Source organism: Georgenia sp. AZ-5, from assembly GCF_043952095.1.
Lineage (GTDB): Bacteria > Actinomycetota > Actinomycetes > Actinomycetales > Actinomycetaceae > Georgenia.
Map to the genome: position 1 here is coordinate 2,597,562 of NZ_JBINOU010000001.1, position 22,763 is coordinate 2,620,324.

At 73.0% G+C, this 22,763-nt stretch carries 18 protein-coding genes and 1 pseudogene; 12 read left to right on the forward strand and 7 right to left on the reverse strand.

Features of this window, described 5'->3' with window-relative positions; genetic code table 11:
* Nucleotides 1-15: 15 nt before the first annotated feature.
* From ACF0H8_RS12135 to ACF0H8_RS12150, 4 genes are all read left to right on the forward strand, one after another.
* Complete coding sequence (locus ACF0H8_RS12135; RefSeq protein ID WP_395289165.1) at nt 16-996, forward strand: diacylglycerol/lipid kinase family protein; 981 nt, start codon at nt 16-18, stop codon at nt 994-996.
* Nucleotides 993-3,836 carry a DEAD/DEAH box helicase gene (locus ACF0H8_RS12140; protein WP_395289166.1) on the forward strand — a complete coding sequence of 948 codons (2,844 nt, stop codon included), beginning with the start codon at nt 993-995 and terminating at the stop codon, nt 3,834-3,836. Before ACF0H8_RS12135 ends, ACF0H8_RS12140 begins: the two co-directional genes overlap by 4 nt.
* A 525-nt stretch (nt 3,837-4,361) precedes the next feature.
* Nucleotides 4,362-6,098, forward strand: coding sequence for an apolipoprotein N-acyltransferase (gene lnt / locus ACF0H8_RS12145; RefSeq protein WP_395289167.1), 1,737 nt, complete (start codon nt 4,362-4,364; stop codon nt 6,096-6,098).
* Complete coding sequence (locus ACF0H8_RS12150; protein WP_395289168.1) at nt 6,095-6,859, forward strand: polyprenol monophosphomannose synthase; 765 nt, start codon at nt 6,095-6,097, stop codon at nt 6,857-6,859. Before lnt ends, ACF0H8_RS12150 begins: the two co-directional genes overlap by 4 nt.
* 150 nt (nt 6,860-7,009) lie before the next feature.
* On the opposite strand, the gene ACF0H8_RS12155 is transcribed toward ACF0H8_RS12150, so the two are convergent.
* Entirely contained in the window at nt 7,010-7,360 is a 351-nt protein-coding gene (locus ACF0H8_RS12155) for an RNA polymerase-binding protein RbpA (RefSeq protein ID WP_395289169.1), read from the reverse strand.
* 241 nt (nt 7,361-7,601) lie between these two features.
* On the opposite strand from ACF0H8_RS12155, the gene ACF0H8_RS12160 reads away from it, so the two are divergent.
* Both ACF0H8_RS12160 and ACF0H8_RS12165 read left to right on the forward strand, forming a co-directional pair.
* Nucleotides 7,602-8,225, forward strand: coding sequence for a biotin transporter BioY (locus ACF0H8_RS12160; RefSeq protein WP_395289170.1), 624 nt, complete (start codon nt 7,602-7,604; stop codon nt 8,223-8,225).
* Nucleotides 8,226-8,269: 44 nt separating this feature from the next.
* On the forward strand, nt 8,270-8,659 hold the full coding sequence (locus tag ACF0H8_RS12165) for a VOC family protein (RefSeq protein WP_395289171.1): 390 nt from the start codon (nt 8,270-8,272) through the stop codon (nt 8,657-8,659).
* Between the two features lie 10 nt (nt 8,660-8,669).
* Here the strand turns inward: ACF0H8_RS12165 and ACF0H8_RS12170 are convergent, their stop codons facing one another.
* The gene (locus ACF0H8_RS12170) at nt 8,670-10,178 is read right to left on the reverse strand and encodes a CHAD domain-containing protein (RefSeq protein ID WP_395289172.1); all 1,509 of its coding nucleotides are present in this window, start codon (nt 10,176-10,178) and stop codon (nt 8,670-8,672) included.
* Nucleotides 10,179-10,363: 185 nt separating this feature from the next.
* On the opposite strand from ACF0H8_RS12170, the gene ACF0H8_RS12175 reads away from it, so the two are divergent.
* The 6 genes and pseudogenes from ACF0H8_RS12175 (at nt 10,364) to ACF0H8_RS12200 (ending at nt 15,360) form a co-directional block, all read left to right on the forward strand.
* A complete protein-coding gene (locus ACF0H8_RS12175) occupies nt 10,364-10,936 on the forward strand; it encodes an MOSC domain-containing protein (RefSeq protein WP_395289173.1) in 573 nt (190 codons plus the stop codon).
* 111 nt (nt 10,937-11,047) lie between these two features.
* Nucleotides 11,048-11,559, forward strand: a pseudogene (locus ACF0H8_RS12180) (DUF2975 domain-containing protein).
* On the forward strand, nt 11,559-11,819 hold the full coding sequence (locus ACF0H8_RS12185; protein ID WP_395289174.1) for a helix-turn-helix domain-containing protein: 261 nt from the start codon (nt 11,559-11,561) through the stop codon (nt 11,817-11,819). Before ACF0H8_RS12180 ends, ACF0H8_RS12185 begins: the two are co-directional and overlap by 1 nt.
* 222 nt (nt 11,820-12,041) lie before the next feature.
* Nucleotides 12,042-12,491 carry a helix-turn-helix transcriptional regulator gene (locus tag ACF0H8_RS12190; protein ID WP_395289175.1) on the forward strand — a complete coding sequence of 150 codons (450 nt, stop codon included), beginning with the start codon at nt 12,042-12,044 and terminating at the stop codon, nt 12,489-12,491.
* A 5-nt stretch (nt 12,492-12,496) separates the two neighbouring features.
* Nucleotides 12,497-12,907, forward strand: coding sequence for a VOC family protein (locus tag ACF0H8_RS12195; protein WP_395289176.1), 411 nt, complete (start codon nt 12,497-12,499; stop codon nt 12,905-12,907).
* A gap of 62 nt (nt 12,908-12,969) precedes the next feature.
* A complete protein-coding gene (locus ACF0H8_RS12200) occupies nt 12,970-15,360 on the forward strand; it encodes an ATP-binding cassette domain-containing protein (RefSeq protein ID WP_395289177.1) in 2,391 nt (796 codons plus the stop codon).
* A gap of 226 nt (nt 15,361-15,586) precedes the next feature.
* Here ACF0H8_RS12200 and ACF0H8_RS12205 read toward each other — a convergent pair whose 3' ends face one another.
* From ACF0H8_RS12205 to ACF0H8_RS12225, 5 genes are all read right to left on the reverse strand, one after another.
* Nucleotides 15,587-18,472 carry an FAD-binding and (Fe-S)-binding domain-containing protein gene (locus ACF0H8_RS12205; RefSeq protein WP_395289178.1) on the reverse strand — a complete coding sequence of 962 codons (2,886 nt, stop codon included), beginning with the start codon at nt 18,470-18,472 and terminating at the stop codon, nt 15,587-15,589.
* Between the two features lie 65 nt (nt 18,473-18,537).
* Nucleotides 18,538-19,323: an SDR family NAD(P)-dependent oxidoreductase gene (locus ACF0H8_RS12210; protein WP_395289179.1), complete on the reverse strand. Its 786-nt coding sequence runs from the start codon at nt 19,321-19,323 to the stop codon at nt 18,538-18,540.
* Between the two features lie 23 nt (nt 19,324-19,346).
* Nucleotides 19,347-20,099, reverse strand: a complete 753-nt coding sequence (locus ACF0H8_RS12215) for a hypothetical protein (protein WP_395289180.1) — start codon at nt 20,097-20,099, stop codon at nt 19,347-19,349.
* 33 nt (nt 20,100-20,132) lie between these two features.
* On the reverse strand, nt 20,133-21,770 hold the full coding sequence (locus ACF0H8_RS12220; RefSeq protein WP_395289181.1) for a CocE/NonD family hydrolase: 1,638 nt from the start codon (nt 21,768-21,770) through the stop codon (nt 20,133-20,135).
* The gene (locus ACF0H8_RS12225; RefSeq protein ID WP_395289182.1) at nt 21,763-22,761 is read right to left on the reverse strand and encodes an ABC transporter permease; all 999 of its coding nucleotides are present in this window, start codon (nt 22,759-22,761) and stop codon (nt 21,763-21,765) included. The genes ACF0H8_RS12220 and ACF0H8_RS12225 overlap by 8 nt, the downstream gene beginning before the upstream one ends.
* Nucleotides 22,762-22,763: the final 2 nt, after the last annotated feature.

Consider the following 22,763-nt stretch of genomic DNA (forward strand, 5'->3'; position numbering starts at 1 on the left):
GGGCGGGTCGGGCTGGTGGTCAACCCGAGCGCCGGCAAGGGCCGCGCCGCGCGGGTCGCCCGCACGGTGCGCTTCGGCCTCGCCGCCGCCGGCCTGGCCGCGCTCGACCTGTCGGGCCCCGACCTGCCCACCGCCGTGGCGCGGGCGCGGACCGGGCTGGCGCAGGGCATCGACGCGCTCGTCGTCGTCGGCGGGGACGGCATGGTGCACCTGGGCGTCAACGTCGTCGCGGGCACCGGGGTGCCGCTCGGCGTGGTCGCGGTCGGCTCGGGCAACGACGTCGCCCGGGACCTCGGCCTGCCCGTGCACGACGCCGGAGCGTCCGTGGCCCTCATCACCGCGGCGCTGGGCCTGGGGGAGGAGCCGTCCCGCGCCGGGCGCGGGGCCGGAGCCGGGCGCCGCGCCGTGCCCGACGGCGCCCCGGGGATCCGGACGCTCGACGCGGTCGCCGTCTCGCGGCCCGGCGGGGCCGTGGAGCACTGGTACATGGCGGTGCTGTCCTGCGGCATCGACGCCGCGGTCAACGACCGCGCCAACCACATGACGTGGCCGGCCGGCGCGGGGCGGTACGTGCGCGCCCTGACGGTCGAGCTCGCCGCCTTCGAGCCGTTCGGGTACCGGGTGACCATGGACGGCGAGGTGTGGGAGGGCGACGGCACGCTGGTCGCGGTCGCCAACACCCGCCGGTTCGGCGGCGGCATGCTCATCGCGCCGGACGCCGAGCCCGACGACGGCATGCTCGACGTGCTCATCGCAGAGGGCCTGAGCCGCTCCGCCGTCGTGCGGGTGTTTCCCCGCCTGTACAGCGGTTCGCACCTGAGCCACCCCGCGGTGCACGTGCGCCGGGCCCGCAGCGTGCTGCTCGAGCCCATGGCGGGGCTGGGCGCCGCGCCGCCGGTGGCCTTCGCCGACGGCGAGCGGCTGGACGCGCTGCCACTGCAGTGCGACCTGCACCCGGGTGCGGTGCGGGTGCTGGCACGTACGCTCGGGGCATGACAACGGAAGAGGAGGAGCTCTCCCCGGCGGAGCGGTACGCGGCGGCACGCCGCCGGCGCCAGGCGGAACGCAGCGAGCTCGGCCGCTTCCGGCGGGGGCTGGAGTTCGAGCTCGACGACTTCCAGGTCCGCGGGTGCGAGGCGCTCGAGGCCGGCCACGGGGTGCTGGTGGCGGCGCCCACCGGTGCCGGGAAGACCGTGGTGGGGGAGTTCGCCGTCCACCTGGGCCTGGCCACGGGCCGGAAGACGTTCTACACCACGCCCATCAAGGCCCTGAGCAACCAGAAGTACCTGGATTTGGTGGCCGCCCACGGCAAGGCCAACGTTGGCCTGCTCACCGGCGACACCACAATCAACGGCAACGCGCCGGTGGTCGTGATGACGACCGAGGTGCTGCGCAACATGCTGTACGCGTCCTCGCCCACCCTCGACGGCCTCGGCTTCGTGGTGATGGACGAGGTGCACTACCTCGCGGACCGGTTCCGCGGTCCGGTGTGGGAAGAGGTCATCATCCACCTCGACCCGTCCGTGCAGGTGGTGTCCCTGTCCGCGACCGTCTCCAACGCCGAGGAGTTCGGCGAGTGGCTGACGATGGTGCGCGGCAACACCGAGGTGGTGGTCTCCGAGGACCGGCCCGTCCCGCTGTGGCAGCACATGATCGTGGGCAACCGACTGCTGGACCTGTACTCCGCGCACGTGGACCCCGCCGACGTGCGGGCCGACCCGCCCCTGAACCCGGACCTCCTCGAGGCGATCCGGCGCGCGCAGCGCACCGGCAGCGCCCGCGCCGTGCCGGCCGGGCGGGGACGGGGCGGCCGCGGCAACGGCCGCGCCGGCGCGCACCACCGCGGGGGCCGGGAGGCCGTCCGGTTCCCCGGCCGGGTACGCCCGGCGCCGCGGCCGGTGGTGGTCGAGCGGCTCGACCGCGAGGGCCTGCTGCCCGCCATCGTCTTCATCTTCTCGCGCGCGGGGTGCGAGGCCGCCGTCCAGCAGACCGTCGCGGCGGGCATCCGGCTGACGACGGCCGCAGAGGCGGCCACCATCCGGGAGGTGGTGGAGGCCTCCTGCGCCGCCGTCCCGCCCGAGGACCTCGCCGTCCTGGGTTACGACGCGTGGGCGGGCGCCCTGGAGCGCGGCATCGCCGCCCACCACGCGGGCCTGCTGCCGGTGTTCAAGGAGACGGTCGAGCAGCTCTTCGCCGCGGGGTACGTCAAGGTCGTCTACGCCACCGAGACCCTGGCGCTGGGCATCAACATGCCCGCCCGGTCCGTGGTCCTGGAGTCCCTGACGAAGTGGAACGGCAGCGCCCACGTCCAGCTCACGCCGGGGGAGTACACCCAGCTGACCGGGCGGGCGGGCCGGCGCGGCATCGACGTCGAGGGCCACGCGGTGGTCCTGTACTCCGAGGACATCGACCCGGTGGCCGTGGCCGGCCTGGCTTCGCGCCGGACGTACCCGCTGCGCTCGGCCTTCCACCCCACGTACAACATGGCGGTGAACCTGCTCGGGGCCCTGCCCTACGACCGGGCGCGGCAGGTGCTCGAGACCTCCTTCGCGCAGTTTCAGGCGGACCGCGGCGTGGTGGGCCTGGCGCGCCAGGCCCGCAGGCACGCCGAGGCGGTGGAGCAGTACGCCGCGTCCATGCGGTGCCACCTCGGCGACTTCACCGAGTACGCCGAGCTGCGCCGCCAGATCAAGGACCGGGAGGGGGCCCTCTCGCGGCAGACCTCGCTCACGCAGCGCCGCACCGCCCGGGAGTCCATGACGGGGCTGCGCCGGGGGACGGTGGTGGGCTACTCCCGCGGCCGCCGCGACGCGCACGCCGTGGTGCTGGAGACCGTCGACGGCGGGTTCGACGGCCCCGAGCTCCGGGTGCTCACCGACGAGCGGCAGGTCCGCACCCTCACGACGACGGAGCTCCCGCACGGGGTGCGGACCGTCGGGACCGTGAAGGTCCCCAAGAACTTCAACCCGCGCAACCCCGCTCAGCGGCGCGACCTCGCCTCCTCGCTGCGCAACGCGCTCTCCGAGGGCCGCCTCGCCGTCGAGCCCCCGCGCCACGGCCGGCGCCCGGGGAGCGCGGCGACGGCGGACGCGGAGCTGGCGAGCCTACGTCAGCGGCTGCGGGCGCACCCGTGCCACGGGTGCGCGGAGCGGGAGGAGCACGCCCGCTGGGCCGCGCGGTGGGAGCGAGCGAAGCAGGAGCACGAGGACCTGCTCACCAAGATCGAGCGCCGGACCGGCTCCATCGCGCAGGACTTCGACAAGGTGTGCGACATCCTCGTGGAGCTGCACTACCTCGAGCGCGCCGGTGACGGCGGGATCGCGGTCACCGAGGACGGCAGGTGGCTCGGCCGTGTGTATGCCGAGAAGGACCTGCTGCTGGCCGAGTGCCTGCGCTCGGGCACCTGGGAGCAGCTGACCCCGGCCGAGCTGGCCGCCGTCGTGTCCACCACCGTCTACGAGGCGCGCACCCCGGAGCAGCGCGGGCCCGGCCCGGTGCCCGGCGGGCGGCACGGCCGGCTCGGGCAGGCCTTGAGCGCGACCTCGGCACTGAGCGACCGGCTCGGCGAGCTCGAGCGGCTGCACGGGCTGCCGGTCACGGCTCCGGTGGACATGGGCCTGGTGGGCGGCGTGCACCTGTGGGCGGCCGGTGCGCCGTTGGTGGAGGCGCTGCGCGCGGCGGAGCTGGGCGCGGGGGACTTCGTGCGCTGGTGCAAGCAGGTGCTGGACGTGCTGGACCAGCTCGCGACGGCCGCGCCCTCGGTGCGCCTGGCCCAGCGCGCCCACGAGGCGATGGGGATGGTGCGGCGCGGCGTCGTGGCGTGGTCGAACGTCTGACCGGCGGGCCCGCGGCGATCGTTCCGGCGCCGGCGCGATGGCCGGCCGCCGGCGCGCGGGGGCGACACACCCCCCGGCCGACACGCCGGGAATCGTCGTCGGCGGCCGTGCCGCACCCTGCCGCGTGACCTGCGCCGTCGGGCGCCATCTGCGGGGACGGGCGGCTTGTGAGAACGGCGGGGGTGGCGCTAGGTTCTTGCTCTGTCCCCCGCCGAGCAGGCCACCGCAGCGTCGATCCGCTGCGGGTCGGTTCACTCACGGGAATGCAGTGACCAGACCCGCGTAACCGTTAGAAAACGGCCACATCGCCATCACGGCGGAACAGCCGGTCCGAAGGTACGCGGGTCTGGCGCTGTCCCGATGGGCCGCTGGCGCGGGCCCCGGCCGCCCGGGGCCCGCGCCGGTCGGTCGCCCGGAGCCCGCGCCTCGGGCCGCCCGCCCACCGGGTGACCTTGGTCACCCCGCGCCGCGGCCGCCCCGGCCCGCGAGGCGCACTCCCCGACGACCGGCCGCACCTAGACTGACATGGTGCGTCATGCCCTCCCGTCCCGCCGGTGGACAGTGCTGCTGGCCGTCGCCGGTGGCCTGGCCACGGAGACGGCGTTCCCGGGCAGGTCCTGGTGGTTCATGGCGTACCTCGGCGTGGCCCTGCTGCTGCTGGCGCTGCGGCGCGACTCCGCGCGGTGGGCCTTCGTCGTCGGCTTCCTCTACGGGCTGGCGTTCTTCCTCCCGCACATCTGGTGGGCCAACGAGGCCGTGGGCGAGCCCATCGGCTGGGTCGCGCTCTCGGTGGCCGAGTCGCTGTACCTCGGCGCGTTCGGCTCGCTGTGGGTGTGGGCGCGGCGGGGCTCGTGGCTGCGCGCCCGGACCTGGCTGCAGGTCCCGGCCGCCGCGGTGCTGTGGGTCGCCGGCGAGCAGGTCCGCGGCCGCTGGCCCTTCGGCGGCTTCCCCTGGGGGACGCTGGCGTTCTCCCAGACGGACGCGCCGCTCCTGCGACTGGCCCCGCTGGGCGGCACGATCCTCGTCAGCGCCGTGGTGGTTTCCCTCGGCGCGCTCCTCGCCGTGGTGCTGGTGCACCTGCGCAGCCTCCGCGTGGGCTCGGCCAGCGCCGCCTTCGTGGTCGCCGTCGGCGTGCTCTTCGTCCCCCTGATGGTGCCGCTGGGCACACAGGCCGAGGCGGGCGCGCTGCGGGTGGGCGCCGTGCAGGGCAACGTGCCCACCGAGGGGGCGGCGGCGATGTCGCAGGCCCGGGCCGTGGCCGCGAACCACGCCGAGGGCACGCTGGCCCTGCTGGACCGGGTCGAGCCCGGCGAGCTGGACCTGGTGCTGTGGCCCGAGAGCGCCTCGGACATCGACCCCCGCACCGACCCCGACGTGGCCGCCGCGGTGGACGGCGCCGCCCGCGCGGTGGACGCCCCCATCCTCCTGGGCACCCAGCGCTTCCTCGACGACGTGCGGTACAACGACTACATCCTCTGGGAGCCGGGCGCGGGCAGCGACGCGTCCTACACCAAGCAGCATCCCGTGCCCTTCGGCGAGTACATCCCGTACCGGGACTTCTTCCGCCGGTTCACCTCCGCCGTCGACCTGGTCACGACCGACATGCTGCCCGGCACCGGGTTGGCGACCGTGCCGGTGCCGATCGACCGCCTCGGGCGCACCGTGCCGGTCACCACGGCGATCTGCTTCGAGGTGGCCTACGACGACCTCATCCGCGAGTCGGTGGTGGACGGCGGGGAGCTCATCGTCATCCCGACCAACAACGCCTCGTTCGGCATGACGCAGGAGTCGACCCAGCAGCTGGCGATGTCCCGCTTCCGCGCCGTGGAGCACGGACGGGCCGTCGTGCAGATCTCCACCGTCGGGGTCAGCGGCGTGATCAGCCCCAACGGCGTGGTGCAGGAGCGGACGGGGCTGTGGACCGCGGAGCAGATGCTCGAGACCCTGCCGCTGCGCACCTCGATCACCTTGGCGGACCGGCTGGGGCAGTGGCCCGCCGCCGTGACGACCGCCCTCGCCGTGGCGCTGCTCGCGGCCGGGCTGCTCACCTGGCTGCGCGACCGTCGTGACGGTGCGCCTCTGGCCGGCCGCGGTGCCGGCGGTGCCGCGGGCCGGGGTGCCGGCCGCGGTGCCGGTGGGTCGGCGGGCAAGGGTTCCGGCCGTGCGCCGGGGGAGCGGGCGGGCTCGCCCCGGGGCGCGGGGCGGCGCGGCGGGCGCGCGCCGGCCCGCGTGGGCGGGGGCCGCGGGCGGACCGGCCCGTGAGAGTCCTGGTCGTCATCCCTACCTACAACGAGCGTGCGTCCCTGCCCCGGGTGATCGCCCGGACCCGGGCCGCGGTGCCGGACGCCGACATCCTCGTCGTCGACGACGCCAGCCCGGACGGCACGGGGGCCGTCGCCGACGAGGCGGCCGCGCGCGACCCCCGGGTGCGGGCGCTGCACCGCCGGGCCAAGGACGGGCTCGGCCGGGCCTACGTCGAGGGCTTCCGGTGGGCGCTGGCGCGCGGGTACGACGCCGTGGTGGAGATGGACGCCGACGGGTCCCACCGTCCCGAGCAGCTCCCCGCCCTGCTGGCACGGGCGGCCGCCGGTGACGCCCCCGACCTGGTGCTCGGTGCGCGCTGGGTGCCGGGCGGGGCCGTGGTGAACTGGCCGCTGCACCGCCAGCTGCTCTCGCGGGGCGGGAACCTCTACGTGCGCCTGGCGCTCGGCCTGCCGGTCCAGGACGCGACCGGCGGCTTCCGGGTGTACCCCGCCGCCACGCTGCGGCGCCTGCCGCTGGACGACATCCAGTCGCAGGGGTACTGCTTCCAGGTCGACATGACCTGGCGCGTCCACCGCGACGGCGGGCGGATCGCCGAGGTCCCCATCAGCTTCGTGGAGCGCACCGAGGGCCGCTCGAAGATGAGCCGGGACATCGTGCTCGAGGCGCTCTGGCGCACCACGCTGTGGGGCGTGGCCCACCGCGGCCGCCAGCTCTGCGGCGTGCTGCGCGGAGCCGGTCGGCGCCGCACGCGCCGGTAGACCTGGCGGGTCGCAGCGGAGCCTGACGCGCCGACGGCGGGTCACTGCGCGCCGGTGGACGGAGGACACGCCACCCGGGGGTTCTCGCGCGCCGGTGGACGCGGAACGGCCCGCCGCCCCGATGGGGGCGACGGGCCGAACGGTGCCTGCTCAGGCGCTGCGGCGGCGCAGCTCGCCGCTGCGCAGGAGCGCGAGGCGCTCCTCGAGCAGCGCCTCGAGCTCCGGGATCGAGCGCCGCTCGAGCAGCATGTCCCAGTGCGTGCGCGGCGGCTTCACCGGCTTCTTCGGCTCGGGCTTGGTGGCATCGCGGAGCAGCGCCTCCTTGCCGCACTTGCACTCCCACACCGGCGGGACCTCGGCATCGACCGAGAACGGCAGCGTGAAGGTGTGCCCGTCCGCGCAGTGGTACTCAGCACGGATGCGCGGGGCGAAGTCGACGCCCTCGTCAGTCTCCATGCTGTTCGCGCCGATCTTCATCCCTCGCAGTGAGCGCTCTGCCATGTGCATCTCCCTCGCTCGTCAGTTCGCCGGCGGCCTGAGCCGGCCGGCTGCGGGGACCAGAAGGTCACCACCCGCGTTCGTCCACCCTGTCCAACGCCGTTCGTTCATCCGGTGTTCCACCGAAGTTGTGAAGGTTCTGTGACCTTCGTCGCCGTCCGCACCGTGGCGCCCCCAACCCGGCGTGCCCCCGGTACGGCATGCTGGACAGAGCAGACCACTTTGGAAGAACGATGAGGAGACCATGTCCGTTCCCGCCGCCGCCCCGCGTCCCGTCCTCGCCGACCTCCTCCCCGGCGGGCTGCCCCGCGCGGCGGCCGTCCCGCGGAGCCGTGCGCGCCTCCGGGACGCCGCCCTCGTGCTCGGCGGCGCCGCGCTCGTGGCGGGCATCGGGCAGGTCGCCGTCCCGCTGCCCTTCACCCCCGTGCCGCTGACCCTGGGGACCTTCGCGGTGCTGCTGGTCGGCGCCGCCCTCGGCCCGGCCCGCGGCGCGCTGAGCATCGCCGTGTTCCTGCTCGCCGGCGTGGCCGGTGCGCCTGTGTTCGCCGACGGCACGAGCGGCGCGGCGTTCGCGTCCTTCGGCTACGCCGTCGGCTACCTGCCGGCCGCGGCGCTGCTGGGATGGCTGGCGCGCCGTGGCGGCGACCGGTCGCCGTGGCGGACCGCCCTGGCCGCCGTCGTCTCCACCGCCGTGGTCTACACGGTGGGCGTGCCGTGGCTGATGGCCTTCCTCGGGATCGGGCTCGGCGAGGCGCTGGTCATCGGTGTGGCCCCCTTCCTCGTCGGGGACGCGATCAAGGCGATCGCGGCCGCGACGCTGCTGCCGTCGGCGTGGCGGGTGCTGGGGGAGCGCGGCGCACGCCGTTGAGCCCGAGAGCCGCGCTCGCACCGGGCGGTGACGAAGAGGTCCCCATGTCCTACGTGCCGCTGGTCAACGTCCTCGTCCGTGACTACGACGAGGCGATCGGCTTCTACACCGCGGCCTTCGGCCTCGAGCTGCTGGAGGACGTGGACCAGGGCGAGGGCAAGCGCTGGGTGGTCGTCGGGTCGCGGTCCCGCGGTGCCGGCCTTCGCCTGGCGAGGGCCAAGGAGAACCAGCGGGACCTCGTCGGCCGCCAGAGCGGCGACGGCGTGGGCTTCTTCCTGCACGTCGAGGACTTCGACGCGGCGCTGGAGCGGGCGCTGCGCCACGGCGCCGTGCCCTGCGAGGAGCCCCGGTCGGAGGCCCACGGCCGCGTCGTCATCCTGAAGGACGTCTACGGCAACAAGTGGGACGTCATCCGGCCGGCCGGCGGCGCCTGAGCGCCCGCGCCTACCTGGTCCAGCGCAGCAGCCTCTTCCTGGACGCCGCACGCCAGGCCTCGGCGTACGCCGCCCGCGCCGCGGCCGCCCGCGTCGCCTCGCGCTCGGCGAGCCGGCCGAGGTGGAAGGTGTCCTGGCCCGCGGCGCGAGCGCGCGCGGCCATCGTGGTCAGCGTCTCCCGTGCGACGACGCTGTCCTGGTGCTCGCCGAGCACGTCCTGGACGGCCTCCATGGCCGCGGCGAAGCGCTTGGCCCGCTTTCCGAACGCGGGGCGGAGCGCCTCGCCGGCGTAGCGGGCGCGCTTGGCCGCCTTGCGCACCTCGTGGAGCGCCGCGTCCGTACCGGCCGACTCGGCCACCCCGTGGGCGCGTCGCACCGCCTTGAAGGCCCTCCGGGCGAGGCGGGGCAGCTCCCGCCGCGCCTCGGCGGGGGCGCGCTCGGTGAGGGGCGGCGACTCCAGCAGTGTGTCCAGGTCGTCGAGCAGCCGGAGGTAGCGCGGGCCGTCGAGCTCCCTGAGCAGCTCGGCCCGCGCTGTGTCGTACCGGGCGGCGAGGTCGCTGTCGATGCGTCCCACCGCCGCCTGACGCTCGGCGGACGGCGGTGCGTCCGCGGCCTCCTCGCGCAGCCGCCGGCGCAATACCTCGGCGTCGCGGGCGTCTCCGAGGACCGTGGCGATCCAACGCAGCTCGCCCCGCAGGCGGTCGGTGTGCTCGCGGGCCAGGACTGGGCGGAAGGTCTTCAGCGCGGTGCGCAGGCGGCGGGTGGCGACGCGCATCTGGTGGACGGCGTCGGGAGCGTCGGTGCGCACGCCCGGGTCCGCCTCGAGCAGGGCGTCGACCTGGGCACGCAGGTAGGTCATCACGACGGCCGCCGCGGGGCCGTCGACGTCGAGCTCCTGCTCCTGCGGCCGGGCCGGGAACCGCGGGCCGAGCGCCCGGGCGAGCTTCGAGGGTGCGGGGGAGGGGACCGCCCCCGCCTCGAGGAGGGCGCGCGCCGCGGCGTGGAGCAGCTCCGGCGGGCCGCCGACGAGCTCGACCTCGATCTCCCGCCAGGTCCGCGCGCCCGGCTCGGCTCCGACGACCTCCGCCGCGACGTGGTCGTCAGCCAGCTCGGCGACCAGCTCGCCGTCGCCGCCGGCGCGCAGCCGGTGGACCGCCCGGGTCGTCCGGATGCGGGCCACCGGCTCGAGCGGCCGGCCGCGAGCGTAGGCCTTGACGAGGGCGGCGAGCCGTTCCGGCGGCGCGTCGTCGGCGCCGGCCTCGAGCGGCTCGCGGATCTCCTCCCGCGCGTCCTGCCCGCGCGGGAGCTTCAGGTGCCAGCCCTCGTCGTGGCCGCCGCTCCGGCGTCGCAGCGAGACGCCGCGCGCGGCCAGACGCAGGTCCGCGGTGTCGAGGTAGGTGCTGGTGAGCACGCGTTCACCCGCGGGCACGAGCCCGACGCCGTCGGGCCAGCGCACGCGGCCGAGCTCGAAGGCCTCGTCGACGGCGAACTTGCGCTCGACCTCGGTCTGTTGCTCCATGTGTCACTCCGTTGTGCGGCTGCCGCGGTGGCCGGACGGTGATCATCAGTGTCGGCCGACTTGCCGGTCGGTGCGCGGTAAGGGGGCCGACGGGCAGGACCGGTGACCGACCACCCGGGTTGGTGGTGGGATGCGGGGCATGACGAGCTCGCGGTGGGGCGGCCGGGTGATGAGAGACTCGGGTCGTGACGGCGATCCACCGGTACGAGGTCGAGGTCCTGCACCTGCTCGTCTCGCCGGAGCACGCCTACTTCGGGCGCGCCCGGGACGGTGCCGCGGACATCCCGACGACCGATGCCGACCGGGTCGAGCTGGTCGCGGGCAAGGGCATCGTCGGTGACCGATTCTTCGGCAAGGCCGCGCACATGGACGCCGCGGTGACCCTCATCGCCGTCGAGGCTCTCGAGGCCATGGCCGGGGAACTGGGCACCGGACCCTTCGACCCGCTCCTCACGCGGCGCAACGTGGTCCTCAGGGGAGCCCACCTGGCCCCGCTGCTGGGCGAGGAGTTCACCCTGGAGTCGCGCGGTGAGTCCGTGCGGCTGCGGGGCGGGCGCCCCGCGAACCCCTGTGCCTGGATGGACCAGGTGCTAGCCCCGGGAGCGCACGCGGCGATGAGGGGGCGCGGGGGCCTGCGCTGCCGGGCGCTGTCGGACGGCGCGCTCCACCGTGGCCCGGCCGTGCTGCTCAGCCCGGTGCCGTTGGAGCCGGAACGGGCCGGCGCGGCCACCTTGCGGCGACCGTCTCGACTTCCGTAGCGCCGGGCACCACGTCGGCCTTTGCAGCAGCGCGAGGTTCCGCGTACGGATTGCCAGTACCGATCGAGTATCGATAGATTGACATCGTTACTCGACTCCAAGGAGCACCCGATGGGAAATCTGGCCCTGCACGCGCTGCGCATCGTGCTCGCGATCTGTCTCGCCGGCACGCTGTTCGTCCAGGTGGTGATGGTGCCGCTGCTGGCCGCCGACCTGGCGGGGGGCGAGGGCATCGCCCTCGGGAACCTGCGGCTCCCTGTCCTGGCTGTCGTCTTCCTCGGCATCGTCCTCCTCGGCATCGTCACGATTCAGGTCACCCTGGTCTGCGTGTGGCGGCTGCTGACGATGGTGCGTCGCGGGACGGTGTTCTCGCACGCGGCCTTCCGGTACGTCGACATCGTGATCGGCGCGATCGCCACTGCCTCGGTGCTCACCTTCGGGCTCGCCGTCACCCTCCACCGGGCGATGTCGCCCCCGGCATAGTCCTCCTGATCTGCGGCGCCGCCCTGATAGTCGCCGGGGTCGCACTGATCGTCTTCGTGATGCGGATGCTGCTCGCCCAGGCGGTCGCTCGTGACGCCGAGGCGCACCACCTGCAGGCCGAGCTGGACGAGGTGATCTGATGCCGATCGTCGTCGACATCGATGTGATGCTGGCCCGCCGGAAGATGGCGGTAGGCACGCTCGCGGAACGTGTCGGGATCACGCCCGCCAACCTCGCGGTGCTCAAGAACGGTCGCGCCAAGGCGGTCCGCTTCACGACGCTCGCGGCACTGTGCGAGGTGCTCGAGTGCCAGCCCGGCGACCTGCTGCGGTGGGAGCCCGATGGCACGGCCGGCACGGTGACGTCGGCCGGCGTCAGTGCCGCCGACGCGGACCGATAGCCCGACACCGCTCAGCCCTGCTGGTGGGGACGAGCTTCCGGGGCACGCCGCGGGCCACGGGCTCGCACTCGCCGGGACCCGCCGTGACCTGCGGCCACGCCCGGTCGACGAAGGGGCGTCCTTGCCTCTGGTGCAGGTTCCGGCGGTTGACCGTGCAGGTTCCGGCGGTTGACCGGTAGCGAAGCGTGTTCAGGCGGTACGCGACGTGGCACGATCGCCCACGTGACCAGCAGGCCCGCCGCAGACCAGCACTTGCGTGACCTCGCTCTGCTGCGCCGCGTTCGCGACCGGATCGACCGGGAGTACGCGCAGCCGCTGGACGTCGAGGCGCTGGCCCGGGGCGTGAACATGTCGGCCGGGCACCTCAGCCGCCAGTTCCGGCTCGCCTACGGCGAGTCGCCGTACGCCTATCTGATGACGCGGCGCATCGAGCGCGCGATGGCGCTGCTGCGTCGTGGCGACCTCAGCGTCACGGAGGTCTGCTTCGCGGTCGGCTGCGCGTCGCTGGGCACCTTCAGCACTCGCTTCACGGAGCTGGTCGGGGTGCCGCCCAGCGTCTATCGGCGCGAGGCGGCGCGCGCGACGGCGGGGATGCCCCCTTGCGTGGCGAAACAGGTCACCAGACCGATCAGGAATCGAGAAGCGCGCGTCACGGAGCCGCAACTAGCGTGACGGGCATGGACATCACCATTCACGCGAGCTTCCTCCCGCACGACGACCCGGACGCCTCTCTGGCCTTCTATCGCGACATCCTCGGCTTCGAGGTCCGCAACGACGTCGGCAAGGGCACGATGCGCTGGATCACGGTCGGACCCGCCGACCAGCCGGGCACGTCCATCGTGCTGGACCCGCCGGGCGCCAACCCCGGCATCACCGACGACGAGCGCCGCACCATCGCCGAGATGATGGCCAAGGGCACCTACGCCATGCTCCTCCTGGCCACCAAGGACCTCGACGGCACGTTCGAGCGGCTGCAGGCCAGCGACGCCGAGGTCGTCCAGGAGCCGACCGAGCAGCCGTACGGGGTTCGCGACTGCGCCGTCCGCGATCCTGCCGGCAACCTGATCCGCATCCAGGAGATCCGCTGAGCCGTCCGGCCGATCGCAGCCATGACGTGGGCCGACGAAGCCGCGTAGCAGATGGAGACACGATGAGCACGGCCACGAAGAACGACACGGAGGCGCCCGCGCCGCACGTCGCCGACAGCCACGATCTGATCCGCGTGCAGGGCGCTCGCGAGAACAATCTCCAGGATGTCAGCATCGAGATCCCGAAGCGCCGGCTGACGGTGTTCACCGGCGTCTCCGGCTCCGGCAAGAGCTCGCTGGTGTTCGACACGATCGCCGCGGAGTCCCAGCGCCTGATCAACGAGACCTACAGCGCCTTCGTGCAGGGCTTCATGCCGACGCTGGCGCGGCCCGACGTCGACGTACTCGAAGGCCTGACGACCGCGATCATCGTCGACCAAGAGCGGATGGGCGCCAATCCGCGCTCCACCGTCGGCACCGCCACCGACGCCAACGCCTTGCTGCGCATCCTCTTCAGCAGGCTCGGCCAGCCGCACATCGGCTCGCCGAACGCGTACTCGTTCAACGTGCCCTCGGTGAGGGCCAGCGGTGCGATCACCATCGAGCGCGGCGCGAAGTCGAAGGCCGAGAAGGCGACCTTCAACCAGCTCGGCGGCATGTGTCCGCGGTGTGAGGGCATGGGCTCGGTCAACGACTTCGACCTGTCCGCGCTGTATGACGAGAGCAAGTCGCTCAACGAGGGCGCGCTCACGATCCCGGGCTACAGCATGGACGGCTGGTACGGCCGTATCTTCAGCGGCTCCGGCTACTTCGACATGGACAAACCGATCAGCAAGTTCACCAAGAAGGAGCTTCACGACCTGCTCTACCGGGAACCGACCAAGATCAAGGTCGAGGGCATCAACCTCACCTATGAGGGGCTGGTCCCCAAGATCCAGAAGTCGATGCTCTCCAAGGACGTCGACGCGATGCAGCCGCACATCCGCGCCTTCGTGGAGCGCGCGGTGACCTTCACCACCTGTCCCGAGTGCGAGGGCACCCGGCTCAGTCCGGAGGCGCGCTCGTCGAAGATCAAGGGGAAGAGCATCGCCGACGTCTGCGCCATGCAGATCAGCGACCTGGCCGACTGGGTGCGAGGGCTCGACGAGCCGTCGGTGGCCCCGCTGCTCACCGGGCTGCGGCACCTCCTGGACGCGTTCGCGGAGATCGGTCTGGGCTACCTCTCGCTCGACCGGCCTGCGGGCACCCTGTCCGGGGGAGAGGCGCAGCGCACCAAGATGATCCGCCATCTCGGCTCGTCGCTCACCGACGTCACCTACGTGTTCGACGAGCCCACGATCGGCCTGCACCCGCACGACATCCAGCGGATGAACGACCTGCTGCTGCAGCTGCGGGACAAGGGCAACACCGTCCTCGTCGTGGAGCACAAGCCCGAGGCGATCGCGATCGCCGACCACGTCGTCGACCTCGGACCCGGCGCCGGCACGGAGGGTGGCACCGTCTGCTTCGAGGGCACCGTCGACGGGCTGCGGGGGAGTGACACCACCACAGGCCGGCATCTCGACGACAGGGCCGTCCTGAAGGACACGGTGCGGACGCCCACCGGCGCGCTGGAGATTCGCGGCGCGTCGACGCACAACCTGAAGGACGTGGGGGTCGACGTCCCGCTAGGGGTGCTCTGCGTGATCACGGGCGTCGCCGGCTCCGGCAAGAGCTCGCTGATCCACGGCTCGGTCGCCGGACGCGACGGTGTGGTGGTGATCGACCAGGGCGCGATCCGCGGTTCGCGACGCAGCAACCCGGCGACGTACACGGGCCTGCTCGACCCGATCCGCAAGGCATTCGCGAAGGCCAACGGCGTGAAGCCGGCGCTCTTCAGCTCCAACTCCGAGGGCGCCTGCCCCACCTGCAACGGCGCCGGCGTCATCTACACCGACCTCGGCGTCATGGCCACCGTCGAGTCCACCTGCGAGGAGTGTGAGGGGAAGCGGTTCCAGGCGTCGGTGCTGGAGTACACGCTCGGCGGCCGGAACATCGCCGACGTGCTCGCGATGCCCGTGACCGAGGCCGAGGAGTTCTTCGGCGCCGGCGACGCGCGGACGCCGGCCGCCCACAAGATCCTCGACCGGCTCGCCGACGTCGGGCTCGGCTACCTCGCCCTCGGCCAGGCGCTCACCACGCTCTCCGGCGGCGAGCGGCAGCGGCTCAAGCTCGCCACCCAGATGGCCGAGAAGGGCGACGTCTACGTCCTCGACGAGCCGACCACCGGGCTGCACCTCGCCGACGTCGAGCAGCTGCTCGGCCTGCTCGACCGGCTCGTCGACTCCGGCAAGTCGGTCATCGTCATCGAGCACCACCAGGCGGTCATGGCGCACGCCGACTGGATCATCGACCTCGGGCCCGGCGCGGGCCACGACGGCGGCCGGGTCGTCTTCGAGGGCACACCCGCCGACCTCGTCGCCGCCCGGTCCACCCTCACCGGCGAGCACCTCGCGGCCTACGTCGGCTCCTGAACCGAGGCCGTCGCGAACACGACGCGACGAGTTCCCTCATCCATATCGACTCGTATCACTCAACTGTTGGTGCGACGTGTCGAAGAGAGAGGAGCAGACCACGGACTCGACTCAGGTGCCCGGCCGCCGACGCCGGCCCAGACCTGGGTGTTGACGAGCCCATCAGGGCTCGGTGAGTGAACGAGGTCGTTCGTCGGCGGGAGCGCGAGTCGCGGGCGCCCGTTGCTCAGTGGCGGGTGACCTGCTCCAGGATCTCGAGGACGTGGCGGTACGGCCGACCGGTGGCGGCGGTCATGCCCATCTCACACGTGCGGTTGCACGAGGCGTAGGCGTCGAACGGGCCGAGGGCGCGTTCCAGCGCGGCGAGCTCAGCGGCCTGCGGCTCGGTGGCGGCGGCACTCAGCTCGGGGTGGAGCAAGCCGCGGTCGCCTGCCGTGCCGCAGCATCCCCAGCTCATCGGCACGGTGACGTCGCGAGCCACCGCACGTGCCACGGCCTCTAGATCGTCGGTGATCTGAAGGTGGACTGACGAGCAGGTGGGGTGCAGCGCAAGCGAGCGCAGCCTGCGCTGGGGGTCTGTGAGGCCCAGCACCGGCAGCACGCGCCGGCGCACGAAGGTCACCGCGTCAAGCACCTGGACCTGAGACCATCGCTCAGCGTCTGGCTGGGGCAGGAGCGTGGCCAGGCCCGCCAGTCCGTGGGTGCAGCTCGAGGCGTCGCACACCACCGGGATGCGGCCTTCGTCGGTGAGGGGCCAGAGCGCCTCGGCGACCTTTCGGGCCATCACGGCAGCGCCGTCGACGAGGCCCTTTGAGTCCCAGACGGTTCCGCAGCAGAGGCTGTCCGCAACCGCGGGTGCGGCGAGGTCGAGTCCCGCCCGCTCGCACAGGCGCAGGAACGCGGCGCCGGCGCCGGTGCCGCCGCCTTCGGGCGCGAAGACCGAGCCGATGCAGGCGGGGAAGAACACGGCGTCGGCCGCGGTCAGAGAAGAGCCGTCGACGACGGCGATGACGGCCGGCGAGCGGCCCAGCAGAGCAAGACGCGAGCCAGCCGCACCGGGAAGGCCCGGCCCGAGCTGGGGGATCCAGTCGCGCAGGCGGTGACCGACGAGTCGTCGCGCCACGCGCGTTGTGCCGGACAGCACCGTGTCGGGCACCTGTTCGGCGAGTTTGAGCCCACCGCGCAGCGCCGCCGTGACCGGCCTCCACGCCCTGGCTGCCAGGGTGCCGCCGGTCTGCAGCGGGGTGCCGCGGCCCTGAGCGCGGAAGGACTTCATGACCAGGCCGGTGTCGATGCTGACCGGGCAGGCCAGGTCGCACATCGAATCCGCGGCGCAGGTCTGCACCGCCTGGTAGTCGTAGGCCTGCTCCAGCTCCGCGCGAGCCCTCGGCGGGGCGACCGCGATCTCGCGCAGCAGGGTGATGCGCTGGCGCGGCGTGGTGGTGGTGTTGCGGGAGGGGCACACCGGCTCGCAGTAGCCGCACTCCACGCACCGGTCCAGCTCGGGGTGCACGGCGGGCACCGTCTTGAGATGGCGCAGGTGTGCGCGCGGGTCCTCGTTGAGGATGACGCCGGGGTTCAGGACTCCCACGGGGTCGCACAACGCCTTGATGTCGCACATGACGTCATAGAGAGCGTCCCCGTACTGCCGTCGGACGAAGGGCGCCATGATCCGGCCCGTGCCGTGCTCGGCCTTGAGCGAACCGTCCGCCCTCAGCACGAGGTCTACCAGTTCCTCGGTGAAGGCCGCGTAGGCCTCGAGCTCGGACGGCACGTCCAGGCGGGGGTTGATCATGAAGTGCAGATTGGCGTCCCTGGCATGCCCGAAAGTCACGGCGTCGTCGTAGCCGTATCTGCCCAGCAGCGCCCCGAGCTCCTTCACCGTGCCTGTGAGTGCGCGGGGCGGGACGACGACGTCCTCCAGCAGCGCGGTGGTGCCCGGCGGTCGGGCGCCGGCGACGGCGGCGTAGAGCCCCTTGCGCACCGTCCACATGCGCCCGCGCGCCATGGGGTCGCTGGTGAGAACGGCCGGGACGGACAGGTCGAGTGCCGCCATGACCGGCTCCAGCCTGGCGCGGCTGTCCGCCAGCTCCTCCGCGGTGGCCTCCTGCAGCTCGACGAGCAGGGCCGTGTGGTGCTCCACCGTGATGGCCCTCATGACCTCGCTCGCCCGCGGGTCGCGCTGGGCGACCCGTAGCGCCCGGGGGTCCATGAGCTCGATGGCGACGGCGCCGGCGGCGGCGAGGGGGGCGATGGCGTCGGTCGCGGCGTTGATCGATGGGAAGATGCACAGCGTGGTCGCCGTGTGCGGCAAGGTGGGCAGCGTGCGCAGCGTGACCTCTGCGACGTAGCCGAGTGTTCCTTCCGAGCCGATGAGGAGGCGCTGGAGGATGCACACGGCGTCGTCGTGGTCGAGGAAGGCGTTGAGGCCATAGCCCATCGTGTTCTTCATCGAGAACTGATGCTCGATGCGGGCCCGGAGGGAGGCGTCGCCGCGCACCCGGTCCCGCAGGCGCAGCAGACCGGCATGGAGCTCCGGCTCCCGCACACGCAGCAGGGCGTCGGCGTCTGGGCGCGCGGTATCGATGATCGTGCCGCTGGGCAGCACCAGCACCATGGACTCCACGGTGCGGTAGGCGGTGGCGGCGGTGCCGGAGGTCATACCGGAGGAGTTGTTGGCCACCACGCCGCCGATGGTGCACGCCCCCTCGCTGGCCGGGTCCGGGCCGAGCCGGCGATGGTAGGGCGCGAGTGCGGCGTTGACCCGGCGCAGGACCGCGCCCGGTTCGCATCGGACGCGCGCGCCGTCGTCGAGCACCGTGACTTCGGCGCGGTGCCGCCGCGTGTCCACGAGTACTCCGTCGGTGACCGCCTGCCCTGACAATGACGTGCCGCCGGAGCGGAAGGTCAACGCCACCCGGTCGCGCGTGGCGGCCATCATGATGGCGGCCACCTCCTCGGTCGTGGCGGGCGTGACCACGGCCCGGGGCACCATCCGGTAGTGAGAGGCATCGTGCGCAAGCCGGGCCCGGTCCACCGCGCGGGTGCTCAACGAGCCCGGTGCGACCGCCGCGGCCAGGGCAGGGAGATAGCGGGTCGGTCCGGTGGTCATGGCCGCCGGTTTCTCCTCTCGAACCAGCTGCGTCGTCGTCCGGTCTGCGGCGCCACGTTCGCTCATCAGTGTGCGGTCCAGCCGCCGTCCACGGTGAGCTGGGCTCCGGTCATGAACCGCGCCTCGTCCGAGGCGAGGTAAGCGGCGGCGGCAGCCATGTCGCGGGTCTCAGCGATGTACTCGCCGTCCTCCATGCGCAACGGTGTCATCCGTTGCCACAGTTCTTGGGTGACGGGGTCGGCCCGGTAGCTGACGTTGATCTGGGTCTTGGTGGCGCCGGGGCAGAGCGCGTTGATGGTGACCGAGTACTGCCCCGTCTCCACCGCCACGGACTTGACCATGCCGATGACGGCGGCCTTGCTGGCGCAGTAGGCCGCCATGCCGGCCACGCCCACCTGTCCGAAGTTGGAGGCGACGACGATGATGGTGCCGCGGCGGCGCGGGACCATGATGCGGAGGGCCTGCTGCACGGCGATGAATGTGCCTCGGAGGTTGAGGCGCATGTGCCGGTCGAAGGCGTCCAGCGGGATCTCCCGCGTGTCACCTACCGGTTCTGCCATCCCGGCGGCCACGAACGTCACTTCAAGCCCGTCCAGGCGCTCGGCCACCGTCCGGAAGGCTGCCGCGGTGCTGGCTTCGTCGGTGAGGTCGCATTGTGCGAAGAGTGCTTCGCCGCCGTCGGCGACGATCTGCTCGGCGGTGGCCGTGCCGCCTTCTCGGGGTTCCTCGCGCAGGTCCGCGACGGCGACCCGGGCGCCTTCGGCCGCGAAGCGGCGCGAGACTGCCCGGCCGATGCCGGAGCTGCCTCCGATGACCAGTGCGCGTTTGCCGACCAGCCGGGTGTTAGGCACTGTCGTCCGTTCTTCGGTTCTGCTCACAACGACTCCCATCGACTGATGCTGCGGCAGTCCATCTCGAACTCGACATCGATCAGCGGGGGTCGCGTCGCCCAGGACGTGTAGCCCCACCGCCCGACCCCCGGCATCGCCCTCACGAGGGACTCGGTGAGCCCGGAAATCTCGTGTGCGGTGTAGACGTTGGTGGTCGTGGGTTCATCCGGGGAGTGGTCCAGCGCGGCGAGCCGGGCGCGCATCTCCGAGAGCACCGAGGCGACCTTGCGGGCGAGGCCGCCGGGGGAGAGGTCGCCGCGGGCGACGATGCTGGCCGGGTCGAGCCCTCCCTCGACCTCCCCGCTCCCGGCGATGACGAAGTCCGTGCCGGACCGCTCGGCCGCCTCGCGGATCACGAAGGCAGTCAGGAGCACCGGCTCCGGGGGTGGGGCGTAGAGGGGTACCACGTTGGTCCGGGCGAGCGGGTTGACGCCGTCCTGGAGGAGGCCGCGCTCGGCGAGGAGGTGGCGATAGACGTCGTTGAAGGCGTCGAAGCCGTCGAAGCTGAAGGGCTCCGGGGAGCGCAGCTCCACACCGACGAGGGCCGAGGCCGGCAGGCCCCGAGCCTCGAGCTCTGTGTCCAGGCGCTGGAAGCCGCTCGCCACGGGCGGCGGCTCGTGGAACCGGAGGCCGAGGATCTCGTACCCGGGCTCAGCGGCGACCCCGGAAGAGTACGGGTCGATGGCGGGCAGGTACCGGTACGCCTTCGTGCCATGGACGGCGACATCGTGCGGCACGGTTGCCGTCTCCCTTCTGACGCCCCGGCGCTCTCAGGCAACGCGGGGGAGGATGAGGTGCGAGGGGTGGTCGGGATCGTGGAGGACCGCGGAGCGGCTCACCGCCAGTCGGCCGTCAGGGTCCCGGAGGCCGGCCCATCGAGGGCTGCTGCCCTGGGTCAGATGCAGGCGCAGCCGCTCTCCGCTGCCCACGCGGAAGCCGACCGGTCCGAAGGCGAGGCGCAGGACGGCCGGCTCGTGCACCGGCACGGTGCAGCGGGCCACCGCCTCGGCGAGGTTGACGCTGACCCCCGAGGCGGTGACGAGGCACAGGCGGGCCAGCCACTGGCTCGTGCGGTCAGGCGTCCGGAAGTAGAACGTGATCTCGGCCTCGCCGAGCACCACCAGGTCACGCCCGAGCTGCGGGGAGGTGTACACGAGCACGTCGCGACGTTGCTCGACGCCCTCCTGGTCGGCCGGGCCCATGGCGACGACGTCGGGGTCGCCGCAGTCGTCCCCGCCAGCCGTCGGCACCGGGTCGGCGTGGTCGTAGACGAGGTGGTCCGGCGCGCCGGGGCGCGGCCCCTCAGGCGTGAGAACGCCGTCCCCGTGCCGCCCGTTCGCGCGGCCACCGCTGGCGAGGTGCCACTCGCTCGGCACCGACTCCGGCGGCCACGCGGTGCCGGTCCAGCTGTCCGGGCTGTTGAGCACCGCCACCCGCACGGGGGGCCCGGCGTCATTGCCTCCGCGCAACATCGCGTCGAAGAACGCGACCTGAAGGTCGTCCACCTGCCAGGCCGCCGGGTCTGGCCCGGCCAGCGGCCACAGGCTGGCCCGACGCACCGGCTGATGAGTCCACGGGCCGACGGCCAGGCGGTCGGCGGACGAAGGACGCCCCTCGGCGGCGCGGAGGTGCTGGTAGTGCTCGACGGCGCCGGCCCGGAAGGTGTCGTACCAGCCGGCCAGGTGCAGAGCCTGTGCCCGGATGGCGGTGTAGGCGGGGCGGTGCGCCGGGGAGTGCCAGTAGGTCTCCTCCGGGTCCCCGGCGAGCCAGTGCCTCATCCAGTCGTGCGCCTCCCGGGGGACGCAGGTCGCGAGGTCCTCGGCCGGGGCGAGGACCAGCTGGCGCAGCAGGTCGCGGGTCAACGGTGGGCCCTGTGCCGGCCCAAGCCGCAGCCCGCCGAGCTCGGCGGCCCAGCCCAGAAGGAACCCGGCGGCCGGGACGCCGCCGCGAAAGAGGCAGCCCTCGCCAAGCCCGGGCGGGCTCAGCGCCGGGACGATGGCCCGCAGGGGCGCGGCGTCGCCGAGCCTGCCGGCCGTGAGCAGCTGCAGCAACCCGCTGTAGGAGTACCCGTACATCCCGACGGCGCCGTCGCACCACGGTTGGTCGGCCACCCACGCGACGAGGTCAGCGCCGTCCTGCGCCTCGTGGCTGAGCGGGACGAACCGCCCGGCCGAGCGGTGCCGCCCCCGGACGTCCTCCACGACGACGGCGTAGCCCCGGGCGGCGTACCAGGCCGGCGCGGCGTACCAGTAGCTCTGGGCGCGGCGCTTGTCGTACGGGAGCCTCATCACCAGGGCGGGGAGGCGCCCTCGACCCGAGGGCCGGTAGATGTCCGCACGCAGCGTCGTGCCGTCCTGGCGGCGGACGGCGACGTCGTCGTCGAGGCGGACGCCCCCCAGGTCACTCATCGCTCTTGCGGCCCAGGGAGTCCAGCGCGGCCGCGGCCAGGATCACCAGACCGATGGCGACGCGCTGGTAGAACGATGAGACGTCCATGAGGACGAGCCCGTTGCGGATCGTCGCGATGAGGATGACGCCCAGGACGGTGCCGCCGATGCGCCCGACACCGCCGAAGAGGCTGGTGCCGCCGATGACGACGGCTGCGATGGCGTCGAGGATGAGGTCCTCGGCGATGATCGGGGAGCCGACGCCGAGGCGGGCGGTGCTGATGAGGCCCGCGAAGCCCGCCATCAACCCGCTGATGGTCAGGACGACGAGCCGGGTGCGGCGGATGGGTACGCCGGCGATCTTCGCCGCCTCCCGGTTGCCCCCCACGGCGTAGACGTTGAGACCAAAGCTCGTTCGGGACAGCACGAAGCCCAGGACGGGGATGACGATCACCGGGATCCAGAGCACGCCGGGGAACCCGAGGACGTTCGTCGTGGCGAATGCGGTGACGCCCCGGGGGAGCCCGGTGATCGCCCGCCCGTCGCTGATGACGAGGGCCAGCCCACGCAACGTGCTCATCATCGCAAGGGTGCAGATGAACGACGGAATGTTGAGGAAGGTCGTCAGCGACCCGTTGAGCATGCCCACCGCCACGCCGATGGCCAGGCCGATGAGGACGCCTAGCGGCCACGGGACTCGGTACGCCGTCATGAGCAGCGCGCTGGCTGCGCTGACCAGCGCCATCGCGGAGCCGACGCTGAGGTCGAGATCGCCGGCGATGATCACCAGGGTCAGCCCGGCGGCCGCCAGGGCGAGGGGGGCGGCGTTGACGAGGATGTTCGTGATGTTCGCCGTCGTGAGGAATCGCGGCGTAAGGATGGTCAGGATGACCCACAGGGCAGCCACTGGGATGAGCAGGCGCAAATCGCGGTGGTGCTGACCCCACCTCAGGGTCCGCGCAGCGACGCCGGTGTGTTTGGGCGTCGCCGTCGTCTTCGTCGTCGAAACCATGG

What these genes read in the sequence shown, in the direction of transcription:
- ACF0H8_RS12140 (WP_395289166.1), top strand. Translation starts at nt 993, where the DNA reads ATGACAACGGAAGAGGAGGAGCTCTCCCCGGCGGAGCGGTACGCGGCG.
- lnt (WP_395289167.1), top strand. Translation starts at nt 4,362, where the DNA reads ATGGTGCGTCATGCCCTCCCGTCCCGCCGGTGGACAGTGCTGCTGGCC.
- ACF0H8_RS12155 (WP_395289169.1), bottom strand. Translation starts at nt 7,360, where the DNA reads ATGGCAGAGCGCTCACTGCGAGGGATGAAGATCGGCGCGAACAGCATG.
- ACF0H8_RS12160 (WP_395289170.1), top strand. Translation starts at nt 7,602, where the DNA reads ATGTCCGTTCCCGCCGCCGCCCCGCGTCCCGTCCTCGCCGACCTCCTC.
- ACF0H8_RS12165 (WP_395289171.1), top strand. Translation starts at nt 8,270, where the DNA reads ATGTCCTACGTGCCGCTGGTCAACGTCCTCGTCCGTGACTACGACGAG.
- ACF0H8_RS12170 (WP_395289172.1), bottom strand. Translation starts at nt 10,178, where the DNA reads ATGGAGCAACAGACCGAGGTCGAGCGCAAGTTCGCCGTCGACGAGGCC.
- ACF0H8_RS12185 (WP_395289174.1), top strand. Translation starts at nt 11,559, where the DNA reads ATGCCGATCGTCGTCGACATCGATGTGATGCTGGCCCGCCGGAAGATG.
- ACF0H8_RS12195 (WP_395289176.1), top strand. Translation starts at nt 12,497, where the DNA reads ATGGACATCACCATTCACGCGAGCTTCCTCCCGCACGACGACCCGGAC.
- ACF0H8_RS12200 (WP_395289177.1), top strand. Translation starts at nt 12,970, where the DNA reads ATGAGCACGGCCACGAAGAACGACACGGAGGCGCCCGCGCCGCACGTC.
- ACF0H8_RS12205 (WP_395289178.1), bottom strand. Translation starts at nt 18,472, where the DNA reads ATGACCACCGGACCGACCCGCTATCTCCCTGCCCTGGCCGCGGCGGTC.
- ACF0H8_RS12220 (WP_395289181.1), bottom strand. Translation starts at nt 21,770, where the DNA reads ATGAGTGACCTGGGGGGCGTCCGCCTCGACGACGACGTCGCCGTCCGC.
- ACF0H8_RS12225 (WP_395289182.1), bottom strand. Translation starts at nt 22,761, where the DNA reads ATGGTTTCGACGACGAAGACGACGGCGACGCCCAAACACACCGGCGTC.